The following is a 19,382-nucleotide window of genomic DNA, read 5'->3' on the forward strand; positions in this document are numbered from 1 at the left end:
ATCAACCTTTTCCAGTGCCTTTTATCCTTTTTAATAGAATAAGGCCGGCAACACCTGCAATGACCGAGGCGATCAGTATACCGTACTTTGCCTGATCAATGTGTTCCGGGTTTTTAAACGCCAGTCCACTGATGAAAAGCGACATGGTAAAGCCAATACCACCAAGGAGTGCCACGCCGGTGATGTGTCTCCAATTGGCGCCTTCAGGCAATATGCTCAGGCCGGTTTTAACCATTAACCAGGTGAAGAACAGAATGCCTGCAAATTTGCCAAGAACTAAGCCTAAGGTTACCCCTATAGAAACCGGGTTGATGACTGAAGTGAGGAAATCAGCGCCGATGACGATGCCGGAATTGGCCAGGGCAAATAAGGGCATGATGCCAAAAGCGACCCAGGGATGTAGGGCATGCTCAATCTTTTGAAGTGGGGTCTCGGCGGCCAGGCTGAGGTTTTTTACATGCTGTATGGTTTGATGTTGTTGTGGAGTAGTTAAGGTACTGTTGCTCGGAATCTCTTTTTCAAACTGGTAGGTCAGTTTTTTAAGATTGTCGGAATACACCTCTTCGTTGATCCTGGTTACCGCAGGAATGGTGAAGGCAACCAGTACACCTGCAATGGTGGCGTGTACGCCCGATAGTAAGAACCCGATCCACACACAGATGCCTATCACCAGGTAAAAAATGCTGCTCCGTATCCCCAGTTTGTTCCCTGCAATCAAGACAAGCAGGAAAATGCCGGCAATGCCCAGCGCCGTAAAATCAACACCTGAGGTGTAGAAAAATGCAATCACCAATACCGCGCCGAGATCATCGGCCACCGCAAGGGCAGAAAGAAAAACCTTAATAGAAGATGGGATGTGTTTACCCGCCATGGAAAGTACCGCAAGCGCGAAGGCAATATCTGTGGCCATAGGAATGCCCCAGCCATGATCGGCAGGCGTGCCCCGATTGATGAGGAAATAGATCATTGCTGGCACAAGCATCCCGCCGAGTGCGGCGCTCATGGGCAAAAGCGCTTTCTGAAGAGAGGAAAGTTCACCATCCATAAACTCCCTTTTCAGCTCCAGACCAATCACAAAAAAGAAGATGGCCATTAAACCATCGTTGATCCAGATGTGTAGCGGCTGACTTAACTTATGGGTATCGAAGCCGACAGAAAAGTTAATTTCCCAAAAGTGATGGTAGCTTTCATGCCAGGCAGAATTGGCCCAGATGATGGCAATAATCACACTGATGAGCAGGACGATCCCACTGGTGTATTCCAGGTGTATAAACCTGTTTACCGGTGCAATTATCTTTTCAATGGGAGATTGATTATTCATTTGATCATATCGCTACAAGGGGTAAAAATAAGTTAATTAGCCGGATATCCGGGATGAACAGCGGATTCTTTTCACCCGTGTGTGATCTTCTTGTTGCGCATCAAGCAGTACAATTGCGGTCGGTGCCTCAAGGTTTTTTTCAAATTATAGCCTTAAATCAAATGTAAATTTTTGTAAATACGTGCTTTCAGGCGGGTGAAGCCTTCAAATTATCCTTAGCTTTAGGATATGAATATCACTGTTCTAAAGGTAATTGCGCCAATGGCGTTCTGTGTGCTCATCACCATGCTTGGCGGTATGCTTGCGAGTAATGCCAGTTTAGACGATCAGTCCGATGCCACAATGGAAATGATTGTGATGCGAGAGGTAGGGCATAAGTTGCTGCTACAGTCTGGCGACAGTACTTCACGTGTGTTGCCGGTTAAGCTGCTGGCGAATAACCAATATCAAATTACCTTTGAAAAGAAGCTTGGATTTTTGCCCGATTCGTTGATGAAAATCGTAAAAGAAAGTCTGGCTACAGCGGGATTGAGTAAGGACTATATTGTTAATGTACAAAGATATGGAAGTTCGCAAATGGTTTACGGATATGCTGTGTTGGCGCAAGAACAAAAAAGTATTTTGGCTTGCAGGGGGCGTATGCAGCCCAAAGATTTCTATTCGATCAATATCCAGTTTAAAGACAACGCCATCATCAGCTCCAGGCAACAAAGAACTATTTATATGGGCATGCCCATATTGGCGGTTTTAGGTTACGGATTGTATACTTTTAACATGATGCGCAGAAAGAAACGTATTTTATCAGCAGGAGAGATCTTGCTTGGAAATAGTTTGTTTAATGTTGCAGATCAATACTTGGTCGTAAACCAGGAAAAGAAAGACCTCACTGAAAAGGAAACCAGGTTATTGGAAATATTTTTCCAATCGCCCAACCAGGTCATTGACCGCAGTCGTTTGCAAAAGGAAATCTGGGAAGATGAGGGTGTAATAGTTGGTCGCAGCCTGGACGTATTTATATCCAAGCTCCGCAAAAAGCTGGAAGCAGATACCGGTTTGCAATTGGTTAATATTCATGGAAAAGGATATCGGCTGGAAGTGCGGGATTCAGCATAACTGGTTTTTTCTCCGATTGCTTTGAAAAACCAATTATGTCATTTTAAGTAGTGAATTTGTATATTTGCATAAAATATCAACTATGTATACTGCGCTTAAAGGTGTTTACGAAAATGGGGTGCTTACTTTGCTCGAGCCAGCACCGGCTGTAAAAAGATCAGAAGTTTTAGTTACTTTTTTAAGTGAAGCTAAGGTAACGACTGAAGCTTTCAGACAACCTGGTGGGCTATTGCGTTTAGGGAAATTAAAAGGGAAAAAATTGTCTATCCCAGATGATTTCAATGACCCAATTGACGATCTGAAAGATTACATGTAATGAGGTTGCTTAGTTGATAAAAGCTTAACCAGATTTTAAAATCATTAAGCTGAATCATCCCTACTGATGGCTCCAGAATTGGGAGCAAAGCCTAAAACAATTTGTATTCCTGGTGGTTGTGTTGTTGTTTAACAGAACAACCATGAATAAACCAAATACCAACAAACATTCTTTCTTTTACCGAAATGGCCTTAGCCTAGTTTTTTTAGCCCTATTTACTGTTACACTTGCGGCACAGGCATTGACTGGCTGGAAGGAGCATAACAAAGAATTGAAACAGGACGGCGCCACGGAGATCGGCTTGGGCAAATACCTCAAGAGCGGACACTTCATTTCAGCGACATTCGAGAATTTTGAAAGTGAGTTCCTGCAGATGTCTTTATATGTATTGCTAACAGTGTGCTTGCGACAAGTTGGTTCCGCAGAATCCAAGAAGCTGGATGAAAAAGAAGAAGTAGACCGGGAGCCAAAGCCTTCCCCAGATGCGCCATGGGCGGTCAAAAAAGGAGGTTGGATTTTAAAGATCTATAGCAATTCCCTGGCTATTGCATTCGGACTTTTGTTTTTTGCAAGCTGGGGACTGCACTTGTATGGAAGCTGGCAAAATAATAACGTAGAACAGGCGGCTAAACATTTGCCGAAGGAAAGCGTGATGCAGTACCTTGGCGAACCAGAATTTTGGTTTGAAACCTTTCAAAACTGGCAGAGCGAGTTCCTTTCTGTGCTGGCTATCGTCTTCCTTACCGTGTATTTAAGACAAAAAGGATCACCAGAATCAAAACCTGTTGATGCCCCGCATCTGGAAACAGGCAAATAAGTACAACAACTGGTTGGAAAATGAACCCAATTCAGGATCAACGGTTTACTTAAATCTCCTATTTTCAATTAAACAGTAAGAAAATTGAATTCAGTTTTAAGATAAACAATATTGTGGCATACAAATTGAGTTTTTTGTAGCGATATATTAGCCGTAGGTGTGTTAATGTAGTTTTCGCCAATTTCAATGCTAAACTATCTGCTCATCCAATACCGATCTATTCTTAAGAACGAGCCAGAGATACTCAATAGGGCCAGAATTAAGATGTTATTGCAACTGATGCTGGCATTTATATGCCTGTCAATCATCTTGCAAATTGTTTATACTTTAGAAGGCGGCGGCCTTTTGCTGGTCAGGATGAGTATACTATTGGTGTTGTTTATCCTGGGTGTGGTGCTGCTGTTGATGGGAAAATCCTGGAGGGCAATTGCGCATTATTTCATCGTTTGCATTTGCCTGATGATCTGGACCAATGTATGGCTTTTTAGTCAGGGCGTTAATATTGTGACGGTCCAATATTCATTTCTAATTATTTCTGCCGGTTATTATCTGCTGGGCTTTCGCTGGGGCTTGTTCTATTCCGTAGTCAGCATGCTGCCGATCGTTATTTCTGTGGTGTTTGCCCGCTATGATGGCTCTTCCTATCACATATGGGACCAAAATATCAACTCTACTGCCTTCAGTATTGTGTTGATTTTCAATTTTACGCTACTCATTTTTATCCATTATTTCTTTTTCAAAGCGTTCAGAAAGACGAATGAGAAGGAAATGGAGTTTAAAGCAGAGTTACAGTTGGCCTTGAGAGCCGCAGAAGATGTAGCTACTGCAAAAACCAATTTTCTCTCCACCATGTCGCACGAGTTACGTACTCCGCTAAACGCGGTGATTGGTATGGTTAACCTATTGCGGATGGGGGGAACAGAGGAAGAGCGAAAGGACAACCTAAATGTACTAACTTTTTCTGCAGAAAACCTGATGTCTATCATTAATGACATCCTTGATTTCAATAAGATTGAAGCGGGAATGGTCACTTTGGTGAATCATGATTTTAGGTTAGACACCCTCCTAAAAAATGTGTTTGGTGCTTTCAAGGCAAAGGCTGATTTAAAAGGCCTTCAATTCAATACAGCTATTGATCCGCAACTAGAAGGATTGTACGTAAACGGTGATGAGACCAGACTTACCCAAATCCTTTTTAATCTTGTGGGTAACTCCGTAAAATTTACAAAGCAGGGCGGAGTATTGTTGCAGGCTATTGTAGTAGACCGGCAAGATCATACTATCCAAATCCGTTTCAAAATAGAAGACAGCGGTATTGGCATTTCAAAGGAGCAGCAAGTTAACATATTTGATCCCTTTATACAGTCAGCCTCCAAAAGTAACCGGCAATACCATGGAACCGGGCTGGGCTTAGCTATTGCGAAAAGGCTGGTTGAATTACATGGAGGTAACTTGAAGTTAACCAGTGAAGAAGAGGAAGGTACTACGTTTGTATTTGAATTGAACTATGGAATAATCCGAAACCAGCATCCGGTAGTTGAGGCAGCGGTTAGTCAGCCTGAAATCAGCAAAGTCAGGGTTTTGGTTGCAGAAGACAATGAGATCAATGTGATGGTGGTTAAACGCTTACTCAATAAATGGGATATAGAACCAGATATCGCAGTTAACGGTCAGGAGGCAGTAGATGCCGTAGTTGCCAAAGATTATGATATCGTTCTAATGGATATCAATATGCCGATAATGGATGGTTTCGAAGCAGCTAAATGTATCAGGGAACTGGATGATGCGAGGAAGTCTAAAATCAGCATTGTTGCACTCACCGCATCCATAGGCGTGGCGATAGAAGAACACGAAGGATATCAATACCTGGACGGTTGTATCATCAAGCCATTTAAGCCGGAAGAACTCAAAGAAAAGCTACACGAAATCGCGAGGAACATCAGTTGATTCCTTTGGAAAAGTGTGTTCATTCACATTTATTCCTTTGGAAAAGTGTTGTCAAACACATTTATTCCTTTGAATAAATGTAATCTGCTGTTTTCAAAACAAAATTGATACTTATAGGTTATTAGATAAAACTATCAAAACTTAATTATTTAGCTATGGGAAATTTACTTTATTTAATCGCAGTAGTACTCGTTATCATTTGGGCAATCAGCTTTTTAGGAGGTTACTACACAGGAGGCATCATTCACGCACTATTGGTAATTGCAGTTATTGCAGTTGTACTGAGACTGATCAGAAGTGCGGCATAAAGAAATTTGCGGTTTCCAATATAAGCTGGAAACCGCATCATCTTTATTATTTGAATACCGAAAAGGTTTTATAAGTAATGGTGTATACATCCTCACCATAGGTTACCTTACTTGGATAATTGTCGGCATTGTATTCAATAGCTACATTCACCTCAGCTGAGCCCGGCACCGTTACTTTAATCAGGTTGTTTGCTACAGAGAAATAACCCCATGGATAGTTGGTATCCCTGTCCAGTAAATACAATTTCTTTACATTCTTAAAGATTCCATTCTTCGTGTCGAAAGTCAACACCGATGCCGTGATGTTGCGTGAGCTGTAGGTTGATAAATTTCCAGTTGAACCATAAGTTAGCGACATGGTATAAGCTTCATCCCATAATGGCACTGCCTTGGCAATTGTAGTCAGCCTGTTCTGGCTATCATAAGTATAATCGTACTTACCAATGTTTGACCCGTTCACGGTATCCGTTACATAATTAAAAATATTCTGGCGGGTCACCTCTCCCGCAGTATTGGTTACATAATCATAACGACCGTTGGTTTTGTAAATGGAGACCTGAGGACTGTTCTTATATCCTTTAATGGCAGAGGTGGGCACCTTGCTCGCGTTATAAGTAATGGATAAACGGTTGTAATTGGTTCCATTAACCGTTTCAAAAGTTAAGGGCAAGGTGGTGTTGGACAGGTAAGTGATGTTTGCAGTGGTTGTCCTGAACCCCTTAACAGGAACAGTATCATTAGGCGTTGAAGAAAAAACCACCTCTTTACTAACAATAGCAACCGGCAATATCACATTGATCCGGTCAGCATCTACAGTTTCTGTGCTGCTCAATACCACGCCAACGGTAAATACCGATTGTGTACCATCAGCTGCAACAGTAGTTAAAGTTACGCCGTTAATTTTAATCACACTACCTTCGCGGGTTACCTTTAGGTTTTTACCGCTTAAACTCACCAGGGTTTTACCATCAACCAGGTCTTCCGGTTTGAGCACTCCTTTTACAATATGGTCTTTCAATACAGCTTCAGACAGCTTAACCGAGTTGGAATCCGCTGCGCTGATGCTATTAGGACCTTTTATTCCGGCAGTATTGCCTTTAGTAGCCAGATAAGATAATTTTCTTGGGAGGGAGGAGTTGTAGGAACTTACGGCAGTGTTGGTAGGGGCAAATACGGTTAAACCTAGACTAACATCTGCTGCAGATAAGGTTACACCTTTTAGCACTTCCGTGAAAATGCTAGCCGTAGGTACAGTTGCCAGTTTGGTCGTTACGCTTTCTACGACAACTTTTGGGTCAGGCACTTTTTCTTCAACAATAGGATCTGTCTTGTCTTTTTTACAAGCGGAAAATAAGATGATCATACCTAGTAGGATCAGGGGAAGGGTAGAGTTTCTCTTCATTTCGTTAACTTTTTTTTGGTAAAGTTATCGCCCGGTGCTCCCTGGGGAAATACCTATATGTAGGTATATTGCAGATAATTAGCCCTTATTTATTCCTAACGTATACCTTTGCACTACAGCTATTGCATTTAAAACGTTTTACGTCAATCCAAAAGAAAAGGTATTTCACAATCTTGCTTCTTGGGATACGGGTGTCTAAGATTCCTGTGGTGCATCTTGGGCACTTTTCATAGGTTATTGTTTTTTCTAGCCAGCTGGTGTCTAAATTGGTTGCCATTTTGAGGGTAATTAATGATAATAGTGTATACAGTTCTTTGGTTTAAAGAGAAGCGTTTCCGTTCATTATGATTAATTAATTTGGCTATGTAAAAATGCGGTATTTTAATTACAAATTCCAAAATATTAGTGTTAATTAATTATTAAGGGCGATTATTTTATTTTTTATAGCGAATACGGCTAGTCCTGTTCTTAATTTGGCTTCAAATTTCTGAGATGGCGTCTCACGGTAGTTGTCAATGGTATGCGGACTTGGTTCATTTGATAGGCAATTTGCCTGTAGGTTAAGTCGGTGCAGACAATGCCAAAACCTTACCTCATTAGTAATCAGTTCAGGCTGCTCTGGTTTAGCCTATTCAACACCCTGGATGTTGCGCAGCAATTTGCCGGTAACCAGTTCATTGATAAAAAAGAAGTGCTCCTGTATAGAAAGAATGGCGTGTGCCAAATGTGCTGCTTTAGATTGTAATTTAATCAAGCCGAGCTTAAACAAAGTATGGTCGTCAACAATCGTAATATTTATAATAGCTTTCTCCATGCTTAAGGAATTGTAATTAAAATTTGTGTGCCTTCTCTGAGTCTGAAGGAAATTAATGCACTACCATTTATCATGGCTGCCCTTTTCTTAAAGGTATTTATGTCCCACGCCTTTTTGATCAAACATTAAATTGTTTAAAATAAAACCGACGCCATTATCCGCTATAGATAAGGAGAAGCTATTGCCGTCGGACTTTAAGGTGACTACGATTTGAGAGGCGTGTGCATGCTGTATAATATTGTTGCTGCATTCCTGGAAAATGCCGAAGAGATTGTTCTGGCGGATGACGTTTTATTATCTTACTCACTAGAAAGCGGGGGCCAATAATAGTTCCTCATGCTCTTCATTTTTCAATTTAAAGTCATAGAAGTATAGGCTCGAGACTACGAAAACGCCAGGCATTACCGCTGTGTTATTGGATACAAAGGTACTGTAGCCGTTGCTGAACAATTCTATAATACACAGCTAAGAAAAGCAACAGCCAAATGACCAATCATTTCAGTTTAAGTCCGTAAGTTTAAATAACCTATAGAATATAACTAACTGTGGTGCATTCTGCCAAAATAATGCATTTTATATATAGAGGTTGGGCAGATGCCTATCTTTTCTGATGTACACGCCGCTAAGCTCGACAGCGCACACCAGAATAGACAAGCAATGGCAAATGAAATTAGTTCTGCAATTGTATTGGGGTTGAGGAGTTCCATGTGTTGATGATTAAATTTGAACAATTGTAAAATGGTATGCAATGAAGTTTATGCCTTTTATTACCCTTTATTCAAATTATAAAAAGGGTGGAAATCACCTTTCCCATTTCGAGCAGACTCCGTCATTGCGAGAAAAAATCGAAGCAATCCCTCTTAACTTAGTGTATAAATTACACATTATTAAAGTTTCATGTAATCATTTGATGATTATTAGATTAAATATTTAAATAAATGGGCTTTCATATTAGGTTATAAGCTATGTTTTTATATTTTTGTGACAAAGATTGATCCCCTTTTGTTAAACCCCCAGGTAAATAGGAACATTGTAATTTTAAAACCCTCTGACAAATAATGTTTTCAATTTTTAAGAAAAAATCACATGTTACAGATATCGAATGGCTCGGTATTGATATGCATTCCCATCTTTTACCTGGATTAGATGATGGATCGCCGGATGTTGAACAGTCCGTTAAGCTAATTAAAAGTTTACATGAGCTGGGGTACAGTAAATTTCTCTGTACGCCACATATTTTTACAGAACTATATCCTAACAATCCAGATACTATTTTACCGGCATTACAAGCTACAGAAGCAGCACTAAAAAAAGCTAGTATTAATGTTACTGTTAGTGCCGCGGCGGAATATATGGTAGACGACACTTTTAAAGTTATAGATGGCTTAATGACCCATCCTGGTAATTACGTATTAATTGAAATGTCGTATTTAAATGAGACGCCGAATATAGAGCAGGTCGTGTTTGATCTACAGATTAAGGGTTATAAGGTAATTCTGGCTCACCCTGAGCGCTATCTTTTTTATCATTCAGAAAAAGGCAGGTTTGAGCGCTTTAAAGATATGGGTGTTTGTTTTCAGTTGAACCTGCTTTCGGTGACCGGATATTATGGGAAGGAAGTGAAAAAGATATCGGAATACCTTTTGGAAAAGAGGTTTTATGATCTAGCATCTTCAGATTTACATCACGATAAGCATTTGCATGCGTTAACAACTGTGGTACGGGACGGTTCATTATATAATAAAATCGGAGCATACCCTTTTAAAAATAAAGAGCTATTTTTGTGAATAAAATGGGTAAATTTGCGCTATATCTATAATTATGAATAAATTATCTTTCAAAGTCAAAGTTTGTGTTTTTCTGTTTACTATTTCGATCTTTACACTGTCTTCATGTAAAACTGCACAAAACGCCACTTATTTTTCAAACTTGGATTCAATAAAAGTCAATCAGCTTTTGTCTGCGGAATTCAAAGAACCAACTATTCAAAACGATGATATCTTGAACATTAGTGTTCAAACCATGGGACAAAACGCGTTTGCATCTTCGGGAAGCTCAGCTTCTGGTGAGACAGGATCTGCAACGCAAGTTACCACTTCGCCAAATGGTTTTTTGGTTGGTAAATCTGGAACTATTGAAATGCCAATGTTAGGGGTAATAAGGTTAGCAGGATTAACAACAGGTCAGGCAATTGAGGCAATTAGGCAGGTTGCAGCGAAGTATTATAAAGATCCGACTGTACAAGTCAGATTCGCAAATTTTAAAGTGACGGTATTAGGAGAAGTCAATAAACCTTCATCCTATACGGTTCCTTACGAGAAAGTTACTGTATTGGATGCTATTTCATTGGCTGGAGATTTAACTATATATGGCAAGAGAAATAATATATTGCTCTTGCGTGAAAATGGAGATAAAAAAGATATTGTTCGATTAAATTTAAATTCTTCAACCTTGTTGAGTTCCCAATATTTTTATTTAAAACAGAATGACGTGTTGTACATAGAGCCAACTAAAGCAAAAGTTGACGCAAATAACGCTCCTCGTACACAACTAATTACAATAGGACTCGCCGTTGCAACATTATTAGTCACAATTTCAAGCCGTTTATAAGCCTTACTACATGAGCAATACTATTACCCAAAATGATGATGTTTTTGGAGAGAAAAAGTTAGTTGATCTAAGATTACTAATTGCACGAATGGGACGAAACTGGTATTGGTTCGTTCTGTCGTCAGCAATTTTTCTTTTCATATCATATGTATATTTAAGGTATACTCCTCCAATTTATAAAACCACCGCTAAAGTAATGATTACAGGCGATGAAAAAGGAAATTCTGGGGAAAATGCTTTAGCCAAAGCCCTTGGAGGACAGCTTGGAACGTCAAACAATGTTGAAGGTGAGGCTGAAATACTAAAGACTCGCCACCTAATGGATAAAGTTGTTAGAGATTTGAAACTCTATATTTCTTATTATCATGAAGGTCAGATACGTTCTGTAAATCTATATAAAACTACACCGTTTGTGTTGAAGTTACTAAGTTCACCTGATAGCATTAAAGGCGCCTCGATTGAAGTTAGATCTAAAGGGGCCTTAATTTCTATAACACAGGGTAAATCCAGTAAAACTGTTAATTACTATCAGCAGTTTAATATACCTGGTTTAGGGTTGGTGGAAATAGAGAAAGGCTTGGGGAATATGGATCAAACGTCTACATATCTTGTAAATGTATCTAGTATTTCACGAACCGTGAATACGTATATGAAAAAGCTTGTTGTTACGATTCCCAATAAACAGGTCGAAATCTTATCATTGGATTTTACTGATGAAGTAATATCAACTTCTGAAGATGTTTTAAACAAATTAATCCAAACATACATATCAAGTAATCTGCAAGACAAAAACAAGATTGCTGATAGTACTATAAAATTTATTGAGGAGCGATTAATTTACGTTGGAAGAGAATTAGGTGATATTGAAGGTAACGTTCAATCATTTAAACAGAGTAATAAGATAGCGGACATGTCTGCGCAATCTAGTCAACTCATTGAATCAACTGGGCAAACTGTTGAAGAGCTAAGTAAAATTGAAACGCAACTGAGTGTTGTTAAACTTGTGGAAGATTACATACGAAATTCTGGGAGTGACCAGCGCATAAGTCCCAGCGGTAATCTAATAGAAGATCCGGCGTTCGCTTCGATAGTTGAAAGATATAATTCGATTGTTTTGGCGAAAGAGAAAAGTAGTCTTACCCAAACGGATGATAATCCTTATGTTAAAAATTTAAATGAACAGCTTAAAGGTGCTAGAGCCGATATGACGACAAGTCTTGGAAATCTTAAAAAGTCCTTAACTGTATCTAAAAATAAAATTTTATCCAGGTCAAGTACCATTGCTAGTCAGGTAAATAATGTACCAGCTGTTGAGCGAACGTACTTGGATCTTGCCCGTCAGCAGCAGATTAAGCAAGAATTGTATGTTTTTTTAATGCAAAAAAGGGAGGAAACTGCTATTTCTAAAACTTCTAATATTTCAAATTGTAAAGTCATAGAGCCTCCGGTCTCTGGGGGAGCAATTAGTCCAGTGACGTCTAATGTATATGGGTACGGAATTGCTGTAGGTTTATTAATTCCATTTTTAATAATCTTTGCTAAGAGCCGATTAAATACTCGATTAATCTCTAAGGATCAAATATTAAATTTAACCCAAGCCTCTATTATCGGTGAGATTGGTAATAGCCCATCGAATGATAGTTCTTTAGTTGTAACCGCTGGCTCAAGATCTTCTATCTCTGAGCAATTTAGAGCGTTAAGAACAAATTTGGCCTTCTTTCTTAAAGGAGATGAAAAAACGATTTTACTTACATCTAGTATGTCTGGTGAGGGAAAATCTTTTATATCAATAAATCTTGCTTCTGTACTTGCAATATCTGGAAAGCGGGTTATTGTTATGGAAATGGACCTGAGAAAGCCAAATTTGTCAAACAAACTGAATTTAAACAATGATTACGGTTTTACTAATTTTATTGTTTCTAAAGACTTAACTCCAGAGCAAATCATCAAACCGTCGGGGACTTTAGATAAATTATTTCTAATTAGTTCTGGAAATATTCCACCAAATCCTGCAGAAATTATCTTAAATGAGCGGACAGATATTTTGATGAAATATTTGTATGAAAAATTTGACTATGTTATTATAGATGCTCCCCCTGTTGGTTTGGTCACTGATGCACAATTATTAAGCAGGTATGCCGATCTCACACTTTATGTAGTTCGTCAAGGCTATACTTATAAAGAACAACTGAATATTGCACAAGAGATATATGCAGGCAAGAAAATGAAGCAAATTACTATTCTTGTCAACGATGTAAAAAATGATGCAAGTTATGGTTATGGTTATGGTTATGGCTATGGTTATGGCTATGGATATGGTTACGGAACTTATGGGAATGAGTCTAAGCCTACGGGTTTTTTCAGAAAATTTTTTAAATCGTAATTGATGAAAATTTCGGTGCAGAAACTAAGGGAGCACTCAAATTATTCGAAGTTCATTGAGTTGGGTAGGTTGATTACAGTCACTGGTGGTGCGCAATTATTTGTCCAAGCTTCTGTACTGATTTGTGGTATTTTAATAATTCGTTTAATGCCTACCGAAGAATATGCTCTTTATACAATTACAAATGCAATGCTCGGTACTTTAAGCGTCTTGTCTGATGGTGGGATTTCCGCTGGCGTGATGTCAAGTGGTGGAAAAGTTTGGAAGGACAAAGAGAAACTTGGAGTTGTATTGGTAACGGGATTAGCTTTGAGAAGAAAATTTGCAATCGTAAGCCTGCTTATTGCAATTCCCATCTTATCATATCTGCTCTTACAGCATGGAGCCGGTATTCTGACAGTTATTTTAATTGTTATTGCCTTGATTCCTGCTTTTTTTGCCGCATTATCAGATTCTTTGCTGGAAATAATTCCTAAATTACATCAAGATATTGTTCCTCTTCAGAAAAATCAGATTTTTGTTAGCTTAAGTAGAACTTTCTTAAGTGCCTTATTGTTATTTTTTTTTCCATTCGCTTATCTTGCCTTAGTTATTAATGGTATAACCAGAATTTATGGAAACTTCAAATTGAGGAAAATAGCAAGCGGGTTTTCAGATTTCAGTCAAAAACACAGTCCGGAGGTTGAGAAGGATATTCTCAAAATTGTAAAGAGAATTCTGCCCACATCAATTTATTTTTGTTTTTCAGGTCAAATTACTGTTTGGCTGATTTCGATTTTTGGAAGTACAAATTCGATTGCTGAAGTTGGTGCACTTACTCGTTTGACAATGATTTTGAGTGTTTTTTCAGCAATGTCAGGGTCATTATTAGTTCCAAGGTTTTCACGATTGGTGGATAACCGGAGACAATTATTCCTTTTTTTTATTAGCGTACAGGGACTAGTTTTGGGTGCCTGTGTTTTCTTGTTACTTTTTACTTGGCTCTTTTCATCTCAATTACTCTATATTATCGGTAATCGTTATACTCATTTAAGTTCGGAACTTATTCTTTGTATGATTGGTGCTTGTTTCACATTTTTAGGTGGCGTATCCTTTACATTATTTAGTAGTCGCGGATGGATGATTAATCCCATTTTATCTATAGCGATAGATGTTCTGGTTATAATTGTCGGAGTTATGCTTTTTAATATTTCTACGCTCAGTGGTGTTTTAGCATTTAACATTATGACAGCTGCATTTCTGTATATTTCTAACACTACATATGCGATTTATAAGATAAATAAGATAAAATAAATATGATCCTGTTTTTGAAAAGAGTGATGCACATTTCTATTTCCTTTGTCAAATATTGGAAATTTATAAATGGATTTGGAGTCATTATTAAACATTGTCATCTGCACACAAAGTACGCAATCTTTAATGAAAGCGTGATGATTAATAATTCAATCCTTTATGACGATATCCTTGTTGATAAAAATTCCAAGATAAAAGCTACAACACTACGAGGAAATAATAGGATTGGTGCTAATGTGGTATTGAACAATTCAGAACTTGGGTCTTTTAGCTATGTTGGCGAGAATAGCCGAGTGAATAACACTAGAATTGGAAAGTATTGCTCGATTGGACCTGATTTTAAAGTTGGGCTTGGTATTCATCCCATTGCTTTTCTTAGTACTAGTCCTATATTTTATAGCCCTTTAAACTGCTTTGGTTTTAGTATAACAAATGAACTTCATTTTACTGAGTATAAGAATACTACTATTGGAAATGATGTTTGGATAGGAGCAGGAGTTTTTCTTTCCGAAGGTATCACGATCAGTGATGGTGCGGTTATAGGTGCCGGATCGGTAGTTACAAAAGACGTTCCTCCTTATGCGATTGTTGGCGGCGTGCCGGCTAAATTAATTAAATTCCGATTTGACTCTGAAGTTGTCGCCAAATTACAAGAAATTAGATGGTGGGAACAAGATTTTGGTTTTCTCTCAAAAAATAGCCATTTTTTTCAACGTGACAATAATATTAAAAATTTGGTTGATTTGCACGAGATTCTCATAAATTCTAATACTAAACCACTAGCGGATTTAATTTAATATGACTACTACCAAACCCCAAGTCACAGTGTTAATTGCAACATTCAATTATAAATTATTTATTGGGTATGCAATTGAAAGTATCATCAATCAATCTTATCCGAAAGAATCAATTCAAATTGTTATTGTAGATGATGGTTCCAAAGATGGAACGGAAGATGTCGTCAGTGGCTACTTTGATAAAATTGAAATCAAATATTTTTATCAAGAGAATAAGGGTAAGGCTTTTGCAACCAGATTTGGTGTTGAACAGTCAACTGGTAAATATCTATTTATTTTGGATGCGGATGATTATTATCTAAGTGATTGTATTGAAACTGTTGTAAATGAATTTGAAAAGAACATTGATGTTGTACAAGTAAGCCATGCAGCTTCTCGTCTAGATGAAGAAACAGGTACATCTGTTCCACAGTTATATGATCACTCTTATTTAAATATTCCTTTTGATGGAATTGAGATTTTGAAAGCCAATATATTTAAAGGGGCAAGTATTGGTTTAGGGTCAACTTTTGCTTGTAGAATGAATATATTAAAAGAGATAGATATTCGTGGCGAAGTTGATATGTATATTGACTTTTACATGTTTCTTAAAGTCGCTCCGAAAGGGAAAGTTATTCAGCTTAATCGCATTCTTTCTGTTTTTAGAAGGCACCCTCGTTCATATTCAGAAGGAAATCAGAAATTTGAAAAAAAAGCACAAAGAACACTAAGATATTATGAATCAGCTCGTGCTTTATATCTTGACATCAAGGATTCAAACTTAGACTTGTCGGTAAAAAAGTCTTTAGAACTTTTTTACTTTCAACACAGATTAAGTGCTCAAAGATTTAGCAAAAAAATAAGCAAGTCATCATGTATACTAAATATTCTCAGGTTAGTATTGCAAGTCAATACATTTCACGAGCAAAGGCTTAGATTTCTGAAAAACAATATTCGTCCAATTTTAAGGTATCAAAATCTTTAATTTCCATGAAAAAAATAACTTATATACCTAGTTTTGGTGGATTAAAATGGGCTAAAGCGAAAATAGGTAATATTAAAGGATGATTAATATGGTCGAGGAAGAAATTAAATTGTCAATTGCATTGGTGACGAGAAATCGCCCTGATAGCTTAAGGAAGACATTAGAAAGTTTAGCACAGCAAGACTATAAACCTTACGAAATCATTATTTCAGATGATTCTTCAGAAATTTTATCGAAGGAGAAAAACATAAGACTTTGTGTTGAATTTGGTTGCAAATATTTAGATGGACCACATAATGGCTTGTATGCAAATAGAAATTTCGTCGCTAAACAATGTACGGGTACACATATCAGAACTATGGACGATGATCATTTATTTCCAAAAGGTCATCTTAAAGCTTGTATAGATTCGATCATTCAATTTCCGTCCACCATTTTGACCATAGGAGAATACATTTCTGATCATGACGAAGATCGCGTCAAACCATACCCTATTCCGGGACAATTGCATCCCAGAGGTTATTCATATTATCCTTTCGAAGGTTCGACAGAAGCGTATTATGGCATTTCTTGTGGGGCAACAATATACCCTTATAAATTGATTGATGATGGAATATATAATGCTGAATTTTATAAATTTGGAACTCTATATCTCGAATATGGCGCGAGATTGCGTTATTTGGGATATGATATTCAAATCCTGAAGGATACTTACATTATCCACAATGATGCGACAACTACCGCGAACAGCCTAAATCCTGCAACAATAGTGGAAGCAAATATTTTCTCCATTTTATGTTTGTCATTAATTTATAGACCTACAGTTAAAAATAGATTTTTAACTCTTTCACAGATACTAAAATTTGTGGTAACTAGGAAAGTTAATATCAACGGAATAGGCAACGCATATAATAATTATTTAAAAATGAAAAATTCACTTAAATAGGTTATTTCATGCTATTTACAAATAGATTTATTCAGAAGGCTTTTTTCGCAGCAAAATTTAGGGGTGTTAAACAAGTAAGTTCAATTTTAAGAGGATTTATGTTCCGATTTTTAGGAATGGATATAGGAGAAGGAACTCGTGTCCCAAAAGTTTTCGTAACCTGGCCTAACCGAATCACAATTGGGAATTATTGCATCTTAGAACATAATATTTATTTCAAAATAGATAGTATTTGGAATAGTTCGAAAGCTCTTTTAATTGGTGATAATGTTTTTATAGGTTCAAATTGTCAATTTAACGTTACCTCGAAAATCACTATCGGTAATAATACCCTGATAGCCTCAGATTGTTGTTTTATTGACCATAATCATGGAGTGGTTGTTGGTTTTCCTATAAAAGATCAAATTGGTGTTGAAGAAGAAATAATTATAGGTGAAGATGTTTGGTTAGGGAGAGCGGTGACTATTTTAAAAGGTGTTAAGATTGGAAGTGGGGCCATAGTTGCCGCAGGTGCAGTTGTAACTAAATCAATTCCTGAGATGGAGATATGGGGGGGAGTTCCGGCCAGGAAAATTAATGAGAGGAAAATTGTAAATTGATATGAAGATAATTTTCATTTGTGGATCTCTGGAACCTGGGAAAGACGGTGTAGGAGACTATGTCAGACAATTGGCTTACGAATTGGTTAAACTTGGACATTTGGTGTCAATTATTGCATTAAATGATAGACACATAAAGGAAAGGGATAGGACTTATTACCTCTTTGAATTCGGTAAAATTGAAGTCTTTCGATTTCCAGAAGTAAACTTAAATAATGAAGATATAAATCTGATTAAACATTTTATTGAAGAAATTCAACCAGATGTTTTAAATCTACAATACGTTTCTTTTTCATTTCATCCGAAAGGTTTACCCTTTCGACTGGCAAAAGTTCTCACAAAATTGGCTGGAGGCTGTAAATGGAATATTATGTTCCATGAGCTCTGGATAGGAATGTCAACGGAGAGTACATACAAGGAAAGGCTACTAGGTTTCTTCCAAAAATTAGTAATTAAAAATTTAATCAAAGTTTTACAACCTTCATCTATATTCACTCAGACGACACTATATATGGAATTGCTGAGCCAAATGGGCACTAGTGCTGAGTATCTGCCGCTATTCTCAAATATTCCGGTCAAATCGCATGATGATATTAAATCAAAATTTAATTGCGATAAGAGTTTGAATAGAGATTTGGAAATTGTGACATTCGGAGGTTTGCATCACGGAGCTCCCATTGAAAAGTTGGCCAAGGAAGCGGCCGAATACCAAAAATTGACATTAACAAAGGTCAAACTGCTACTTCTTGGTAGAAATGGTCAGGAACAGACTCGATGGGCCTCTATTTGGAGAGCTAACGGTCTTGATGCTGAATGTTTTGGAGAGAAGTCTCCTGATGAAATTTCGGAAATCTTATCATCTGTGAGATATGGCTTTTTTACTACGCCTTTTCAATTGCTAGAAAAGAGTGGTTCTGTGGCTGCGATGCGTGAACATCGTATAAATCTATTATGTGTAGCAAGAAATTGGAAAGCGCGAGGACATGAAAGTATTAAGAATAATCCTTTCGGGATAGTAGAGTATCAACCTGGTTGTCTAAATGATTTTCTCAAATCACACGGCGATTTTACTTATGTGCCTACCCTTACTAATGTTGCTATTCAATATGTAAAACACCTTGAAAAATATGGCTAGTATCTTTTATTTATGGAGAAACCGGATTAAATTCCCAGTTTCCTCCAAAAAATTTTATATAACCTGGGCGAAAAGATTTCTCCTTCTTCCATCGTTGTTTGAAAGGTCGTTTCGGAAGCATCGATTGATAAATAAAGGAGCATCGATCCATTTTTTAGCTGAAATAGGTGAGGTACAGGTTGATGGGCATAAATCAAATCTTGAAATTGGTTGTGAATCGTTTTTAGGCCGTGTCAAGATTGCTTTACATGATAAGGTAATGATTGGTCAGAGAGTGTGCATTAATGATGGAGTCGAGATTTTGACAGCTTCGCATGATATATTTGATCCAGAGTGGAAGCATACTCGTGGAGCAGTTATAATAGAAGATTATGCATGGATTGGTACAGGTGCTATGATTTTACCAGGAGTAACTGTTGGTAGAGGGGCTGTTGTTGGAGCACGTGCAGTTGTTAGCAGATCTGTGGAAGCATATGCAGTTGTTGTAGGAGTTCCAGCTCGTGCAACAACAAAAACTAGATATAAGGATTTAAACTATAATCCATGTGAGTTTTTAGCTTCTAATAGAGCTTGGCTTGTAGGTTAACTAAGAAATAGCTAGATCATAGCTTAATTTA

At 37.7% G+C, this 19,382-nt stretch carries 19 protein-coding genes; 15 read left to right on the forward strand and 4 right to left on the reverse strand.

Features of this window, described 5'->3' with window-relative positions; all coding sequences use genetic code 11:
* Window position 1 precedes the first annotated feature (1 nt).
* Window positions 2-1,321, reverse strand: a complete 1,320-nt coding sequence (gene nhaA / locus ACXZ1K_RS05370) for a Na+/H+ antiporter NhaA (protein WP_458972356.1) — start codon at window positions 1,319-1,321, stop codon at window positions 2-4.
* 228 nt (window positions 1,322-1,549) lie between these two features.
* Here nhaA and ACXZ1K_RS05375 point away from each other — a divergent pair, with 228 nt between their 5' ends.
* The 5 genes from ACXZ1K_RS05375 to ACXZ1K_RS05395 all read left to right on the forward strand — a co-directional run bounded on the left by ACXZ1K_RS05375 (window position 1,550) and on the right by ACXZ1K_RS05395 (window position 5,822).
* Complete coding sequence (locus tag ACXZ1K_RS05375) at window positions 1,550-2,434, forward strand: winged helix-turn-helix domain-containing protein (protein WP_458972357.1); 885 nt, start codon at window positions 1,550-1,552, stop codon at window positions 2,432-2,434.
* An 82-nt stretch (window positions 2,435-2,516) separates the two neighbouring features.
* Window positions 2,517-2,750, forward strand: a complete 234-nt coding sequence (locus tag ACXZ1K_RS05380) for a hypothetical protein (RefSeq protein WP_458972358.1) — start codon at window positions 2,517-2,519, stop codon at window positions 2,748-2,750.
* A 142-nt stretch (window positions 2,751-2,892) separates the two neighbouring features.
* Window positions 2,893-3,567: a DUF6766 family protein gene (locus ACXZ1K_RS05385; protein ID WP_458972359.1), complete on the forward strand. Its 675-nt coding sequence runs from the start codon at window positions 2,893-2,895 to the stop codon at window positions 3,565-3,567.
* Between the two features lie 186 nt (window positions 3,568-3,753).
* On the forward strand, window positions 3,754-5,514 hold the full coding sequence (locus ACXZ1K_RS05390; protein ID WP_458972360.1) for an ATP-binding protein: 1,761 nt from the start codon (window positions 3,754-3,756) through the stop codon (window positions 5,512-5,514).
* A gap of 155 nt (window positions 5,515-5,669) precedes the next feature.
* Complete coding sequence (locus tag ACXZ1K_RS05395; RefSeq protein ID WP_458972361.1) at window positions 5,670-5,822, forward strand: lmo0937 family membrane protein; 153 nt, start codon at window positions 5,670-5,672, stop codon at window positions 5,820-5,822.
* A gap of 46 nt (window positions 5,823-5,868) precedes the next feature.
* On the opposite strand, the gene ACXZ1K_RS05400 is transcribed toward ACXZ1K_RS05395, so the two are convergent.
* From ACXZ1K_RS05400 to ACXZ1K_RS05410, 3 genes are all read right to left on the reverse strand, one after another.
* Window positions 5,869-7,224, reverse strand: coding sequence for a fasciclin domain-containing protein (locus tag ACXZ1K_RS05400; protein ID WP_458972362.1), 1,356 nt, complete (start codon window positions 7,222-7,224; stop codon window positions 5,869-5,871).
* Window positions 7,225-7,852: 628 nt separating this feature from the next.
* Complete coding sequence (locus ACXZ1K_RS05405; RefSeq protein ID WP_458972363.1) at window positions 7,853-8,038, reverse strand: hypothetical protein; 186 nt, start codon at window positions 8,036-8,038, stop codon at window positions 7,853-7,855.
* An 87-nt stretch (window positions 8,039-8,125) separates the two neighbouring features.
* Window positions 8,126-8,323 (reverse strand): ATP-binding protein, encoded by a 198-nt coding sequence (locus ACXZ1K_RS05410; RefSeq protein ID WP_458973236.1) that lies wholly within the window; start codon window positions 8,321-8,323, stop codon window positions 8,126-8,128.
* Window positions 8,324-9,096: 773 nt separating this feature from the next.
* Between ACXZ1K_RS05410 and ACXZ1K_RS05415 the strand changes: the two genes are divergently transcribed.
* From ACXZ1K_RS05415 to ACXZ1K_RS05460, 10 genes are all read left to right on the forward strand, one after another.
* A complete protein-coding gene (locus ACXZ1K_RS05415) occupies window positions 9,097-9,825 on the forward strand; it encodes a tyrosine-protein phosphatase (RefSeq protein ID WP_458972364.1) in 729 nt (242 codons plus the stop codon).
* A gap of 34 nt (window positions 9,826-9,859) precedes the next feature.
* Window positions 9,860-10,648: a polysaccharide biosynthesis/export family protein gene (locus ACXZ1K_RS05420; RefSeq protein ID WP_458972365.1), complete on the forward strand. Its 789-nt coding sequence runs from the start codon at window positions 9,860-9,862 to the stop codon at window positions 10,646-10,648.
* A gap of 10 nt (window positions 10,649-10,658) precedes the next feature.
* Entirely contained in the window at window positions 10,659-13,031 is a 2,373-nt protein-coding gene (locus tag ACXZ1K_RS05425) for a GumC family protein (RefSeq protein WP_458972366.1), read from the forward strand.
* Window positions 13,032-13,034: 3 nt separating this feature from the next.
* Window positions 13,035-14,324, forward strand: coding sequence for an MATE family efflux transporter (locus ACXZ1K_RS05430; protein ID WP_458972367.1), 1,290 nt, complete (start codon window positions 13,035-13,037; stop codon window positions 14,322-14,324).
* A gap of 137 nt (window positions 14,325-14,461) precedes the next feature.
* Window positions 14,462-15,121 carry a xenobiotic acyltransferase family protein gene (locus tag ACXZ1K_RS05435; protein WP_458972368.1) on the forward strand — a complete coding sequence of 220 codons (660 nt, stop codon included), beginning with the start codon at window positions 14,462-14,464 and terminating at the stop codon, window positions 15,119-15,121.
* 1 nt (window position 15,122) lies between these two features.
* A complete protein-coding gene (locus tag ACXZ1K_RS05440) occupies window positions 15,123-16,085 on the forward strand; it encodes a glycosyltransferase family A protein (protein WP_458972369.1) in 963 nt (320 codons plus the stop codon).
* Between the two features lie 88 nt (window positions 16,086-16,173).
* Window positions 16,174-17,031: a glycosyltransferase family 2 protein gene (locus ACXZ1K_RS05445; protein WP_458972370.1), complete on the forward strand. Its 858-nt coding sequence runs from the start codon at window positions 16,174-16,176 to the stop codon at window positions 17,029-17,031.
* 8 nt (window positions 17,032-17,039) lie between these two features.
* Window positions 17,040-17,630 carry an acyltransferase gene (locus ACXZ1K_RS05450; protein ID WP_458972371.1) on the forward strand — a complete coding sequence of 197 codons (591 nt, stop codon included), beginning with the start codon at window positions 17,040-17,042 and terminating at the stop codon, window positions 17,628-17,630.
* 1 nt (window position 17,631) lies between these two features.
* Window positions 17,632-18,765: a glycosyltransferase gene (locus tag ACXZ1K_RS05455; protein WP_458972372.1), complete on the forward strand. Its 1,134-nt coding sequence runs from the start codon at window positions 17,632-17,634 to the stop codon at window positions 18,763-18,765.
* Window positions 18,758-19,351: an acyltransferase gene (locus tag ACXZ1K_RS05460; protein WP_458972373.1), complete on the forward strand. Its 594-nt coding sequence runs from the start codon at window positions 18,758-18,760 to the stop codon at window positions 19,349-19,351. The genes ACXZ1K_RS05455 and ACXZ1K_RS05460 overlap by 8 nt, the downstream gene beginning before the upstream one ends.
* The last annotated feature ends 31 nt before the right edge of the window (window positions 19,352-19,382 follow it).

This window comes from Pedobacter jaeyakensis (assembly GCF_054461315.1).

Coding starts and splice junctions, on each gene's coding strand:
- nhaA (WP_458972356.1), bottom strand. CDS start 1,321: ATGAATAATCAATCTCCCATTGAAAAGATAATTGCACCGGTAAACAGG.
- ACXZ1K_RS05375 (WP_458972357.1), top strand. CDS start 1,550: ATGAATATCACTGTTCTAAAGGTAATTGCGCCAATGGCGTTCTGTGTG.
- ACXZ1K_RS05380 (WP_458972358.1), top strand. CDS start 2,517: ATGTATACTGCGCTTAAAGGTGTTTACGAAAATGGGGTGCTTACTTTG.
- ACXZ1K_RS05385 (WP_458972359.1), top strand. CDS start 2,893: ATGAATAAACCAAATACCAACAAACATTCTTTCTTTTACCGAAATGGC.
- ACXZ1K_RS05390 (WP_458972360.1), top strand. CDS start 3,754: ATGCTAAACTATCTGCTCATCCAATACCGATCTATTCTTAAGAACGAG.
- ACXZ1K_RS05395 (WP_458972361.1), top strand. CDS start 5,670: ATGGGAAATTTACTTTATTTAATCGCAGTAGTACTCGTTATCATTTGG.
- ACXZ1K_RS05400 (WP_458972362.1), bottom strand. CDS start 7,224: ATGAAGAGAAACTCTACCCTTCCCCTGATCCTACTAGGTATGATCATC.
- ACXZ1K_RS05405 (WP_458972363.1), bottom strand. CDS start 8,038: ATGGAGAAAGCTATTATAAATATTACGATTGTTGACGACCATACTTTG.
- ACXZ1K_RS05415 (WP_458972364.1), top strand. CDS start 9,097: ATGTTTTCAATTTTTAAGAAAAAATCACATGTTACAGATATCGAATGG.
- ACXZ1K_RS05420 (WP_458972365.1), top strand. CDS start 9,860: ATGAATAAATTATCTTTCAAAGTCAAAGTTTGTGTTTTTCTGTTTACT.
- ACXZ1K_RS05425 (WP_458972366.1), top strand. CDS start 10,659: ATGAGCAATACTATTACCCAAAATGATGATGTTTTTGGAGAGAAAAAG.
- ACXZ1K_RS05430 (WP_458972367.1), top strand. CDS start 13,035: ATGAAAATTTCGGTGCAGAAACTAAGGGAGCACTCAAATTATTCGAAG.
- ACXZ1K_RS05435 (WP_458972368.1), top strand. CDS start 14,462: ATGATTAATAATTCAATCCTTTATGACGATATCCTTGTTGATAAAAAT.
- ACXZ1K_RS05440 (WP_458972369.1), top strand. CDS start 15,123: ATGACTACTACCAAACCCCAAGTCACAGTGTTAATTGCAACATTCAAT.
- ACXZ1K_RS05445 (WP_458972370.1), top strand. CDS start 16,174: ATGGTCGAGGAAGAAATTAAATTGTCAATTGCATTGGTGACGAGAAAT.
- ACXZ1K_RS05450 (WP_458972371.1), top strand. CDS start 17,040: ATGCTATTTACAAATAGATTTATTCAGAAGGCTTTTTTCGCAGCAAAA.
- ACXZ1K_RS05455 (WP_458972372.1), top strand. CDS start 17,632: ATGAAGATAATTTTCATTTGTGGATCTCTGGAACCTGGGAAAGACGGT.
- ACXZ1K_RS05460 (WP_458972373.1), top strand. CDS start 18,758: ATGGCTAGTATCTTTTATTTATGGAGAAACCGGATTAAATTCCCAGTT.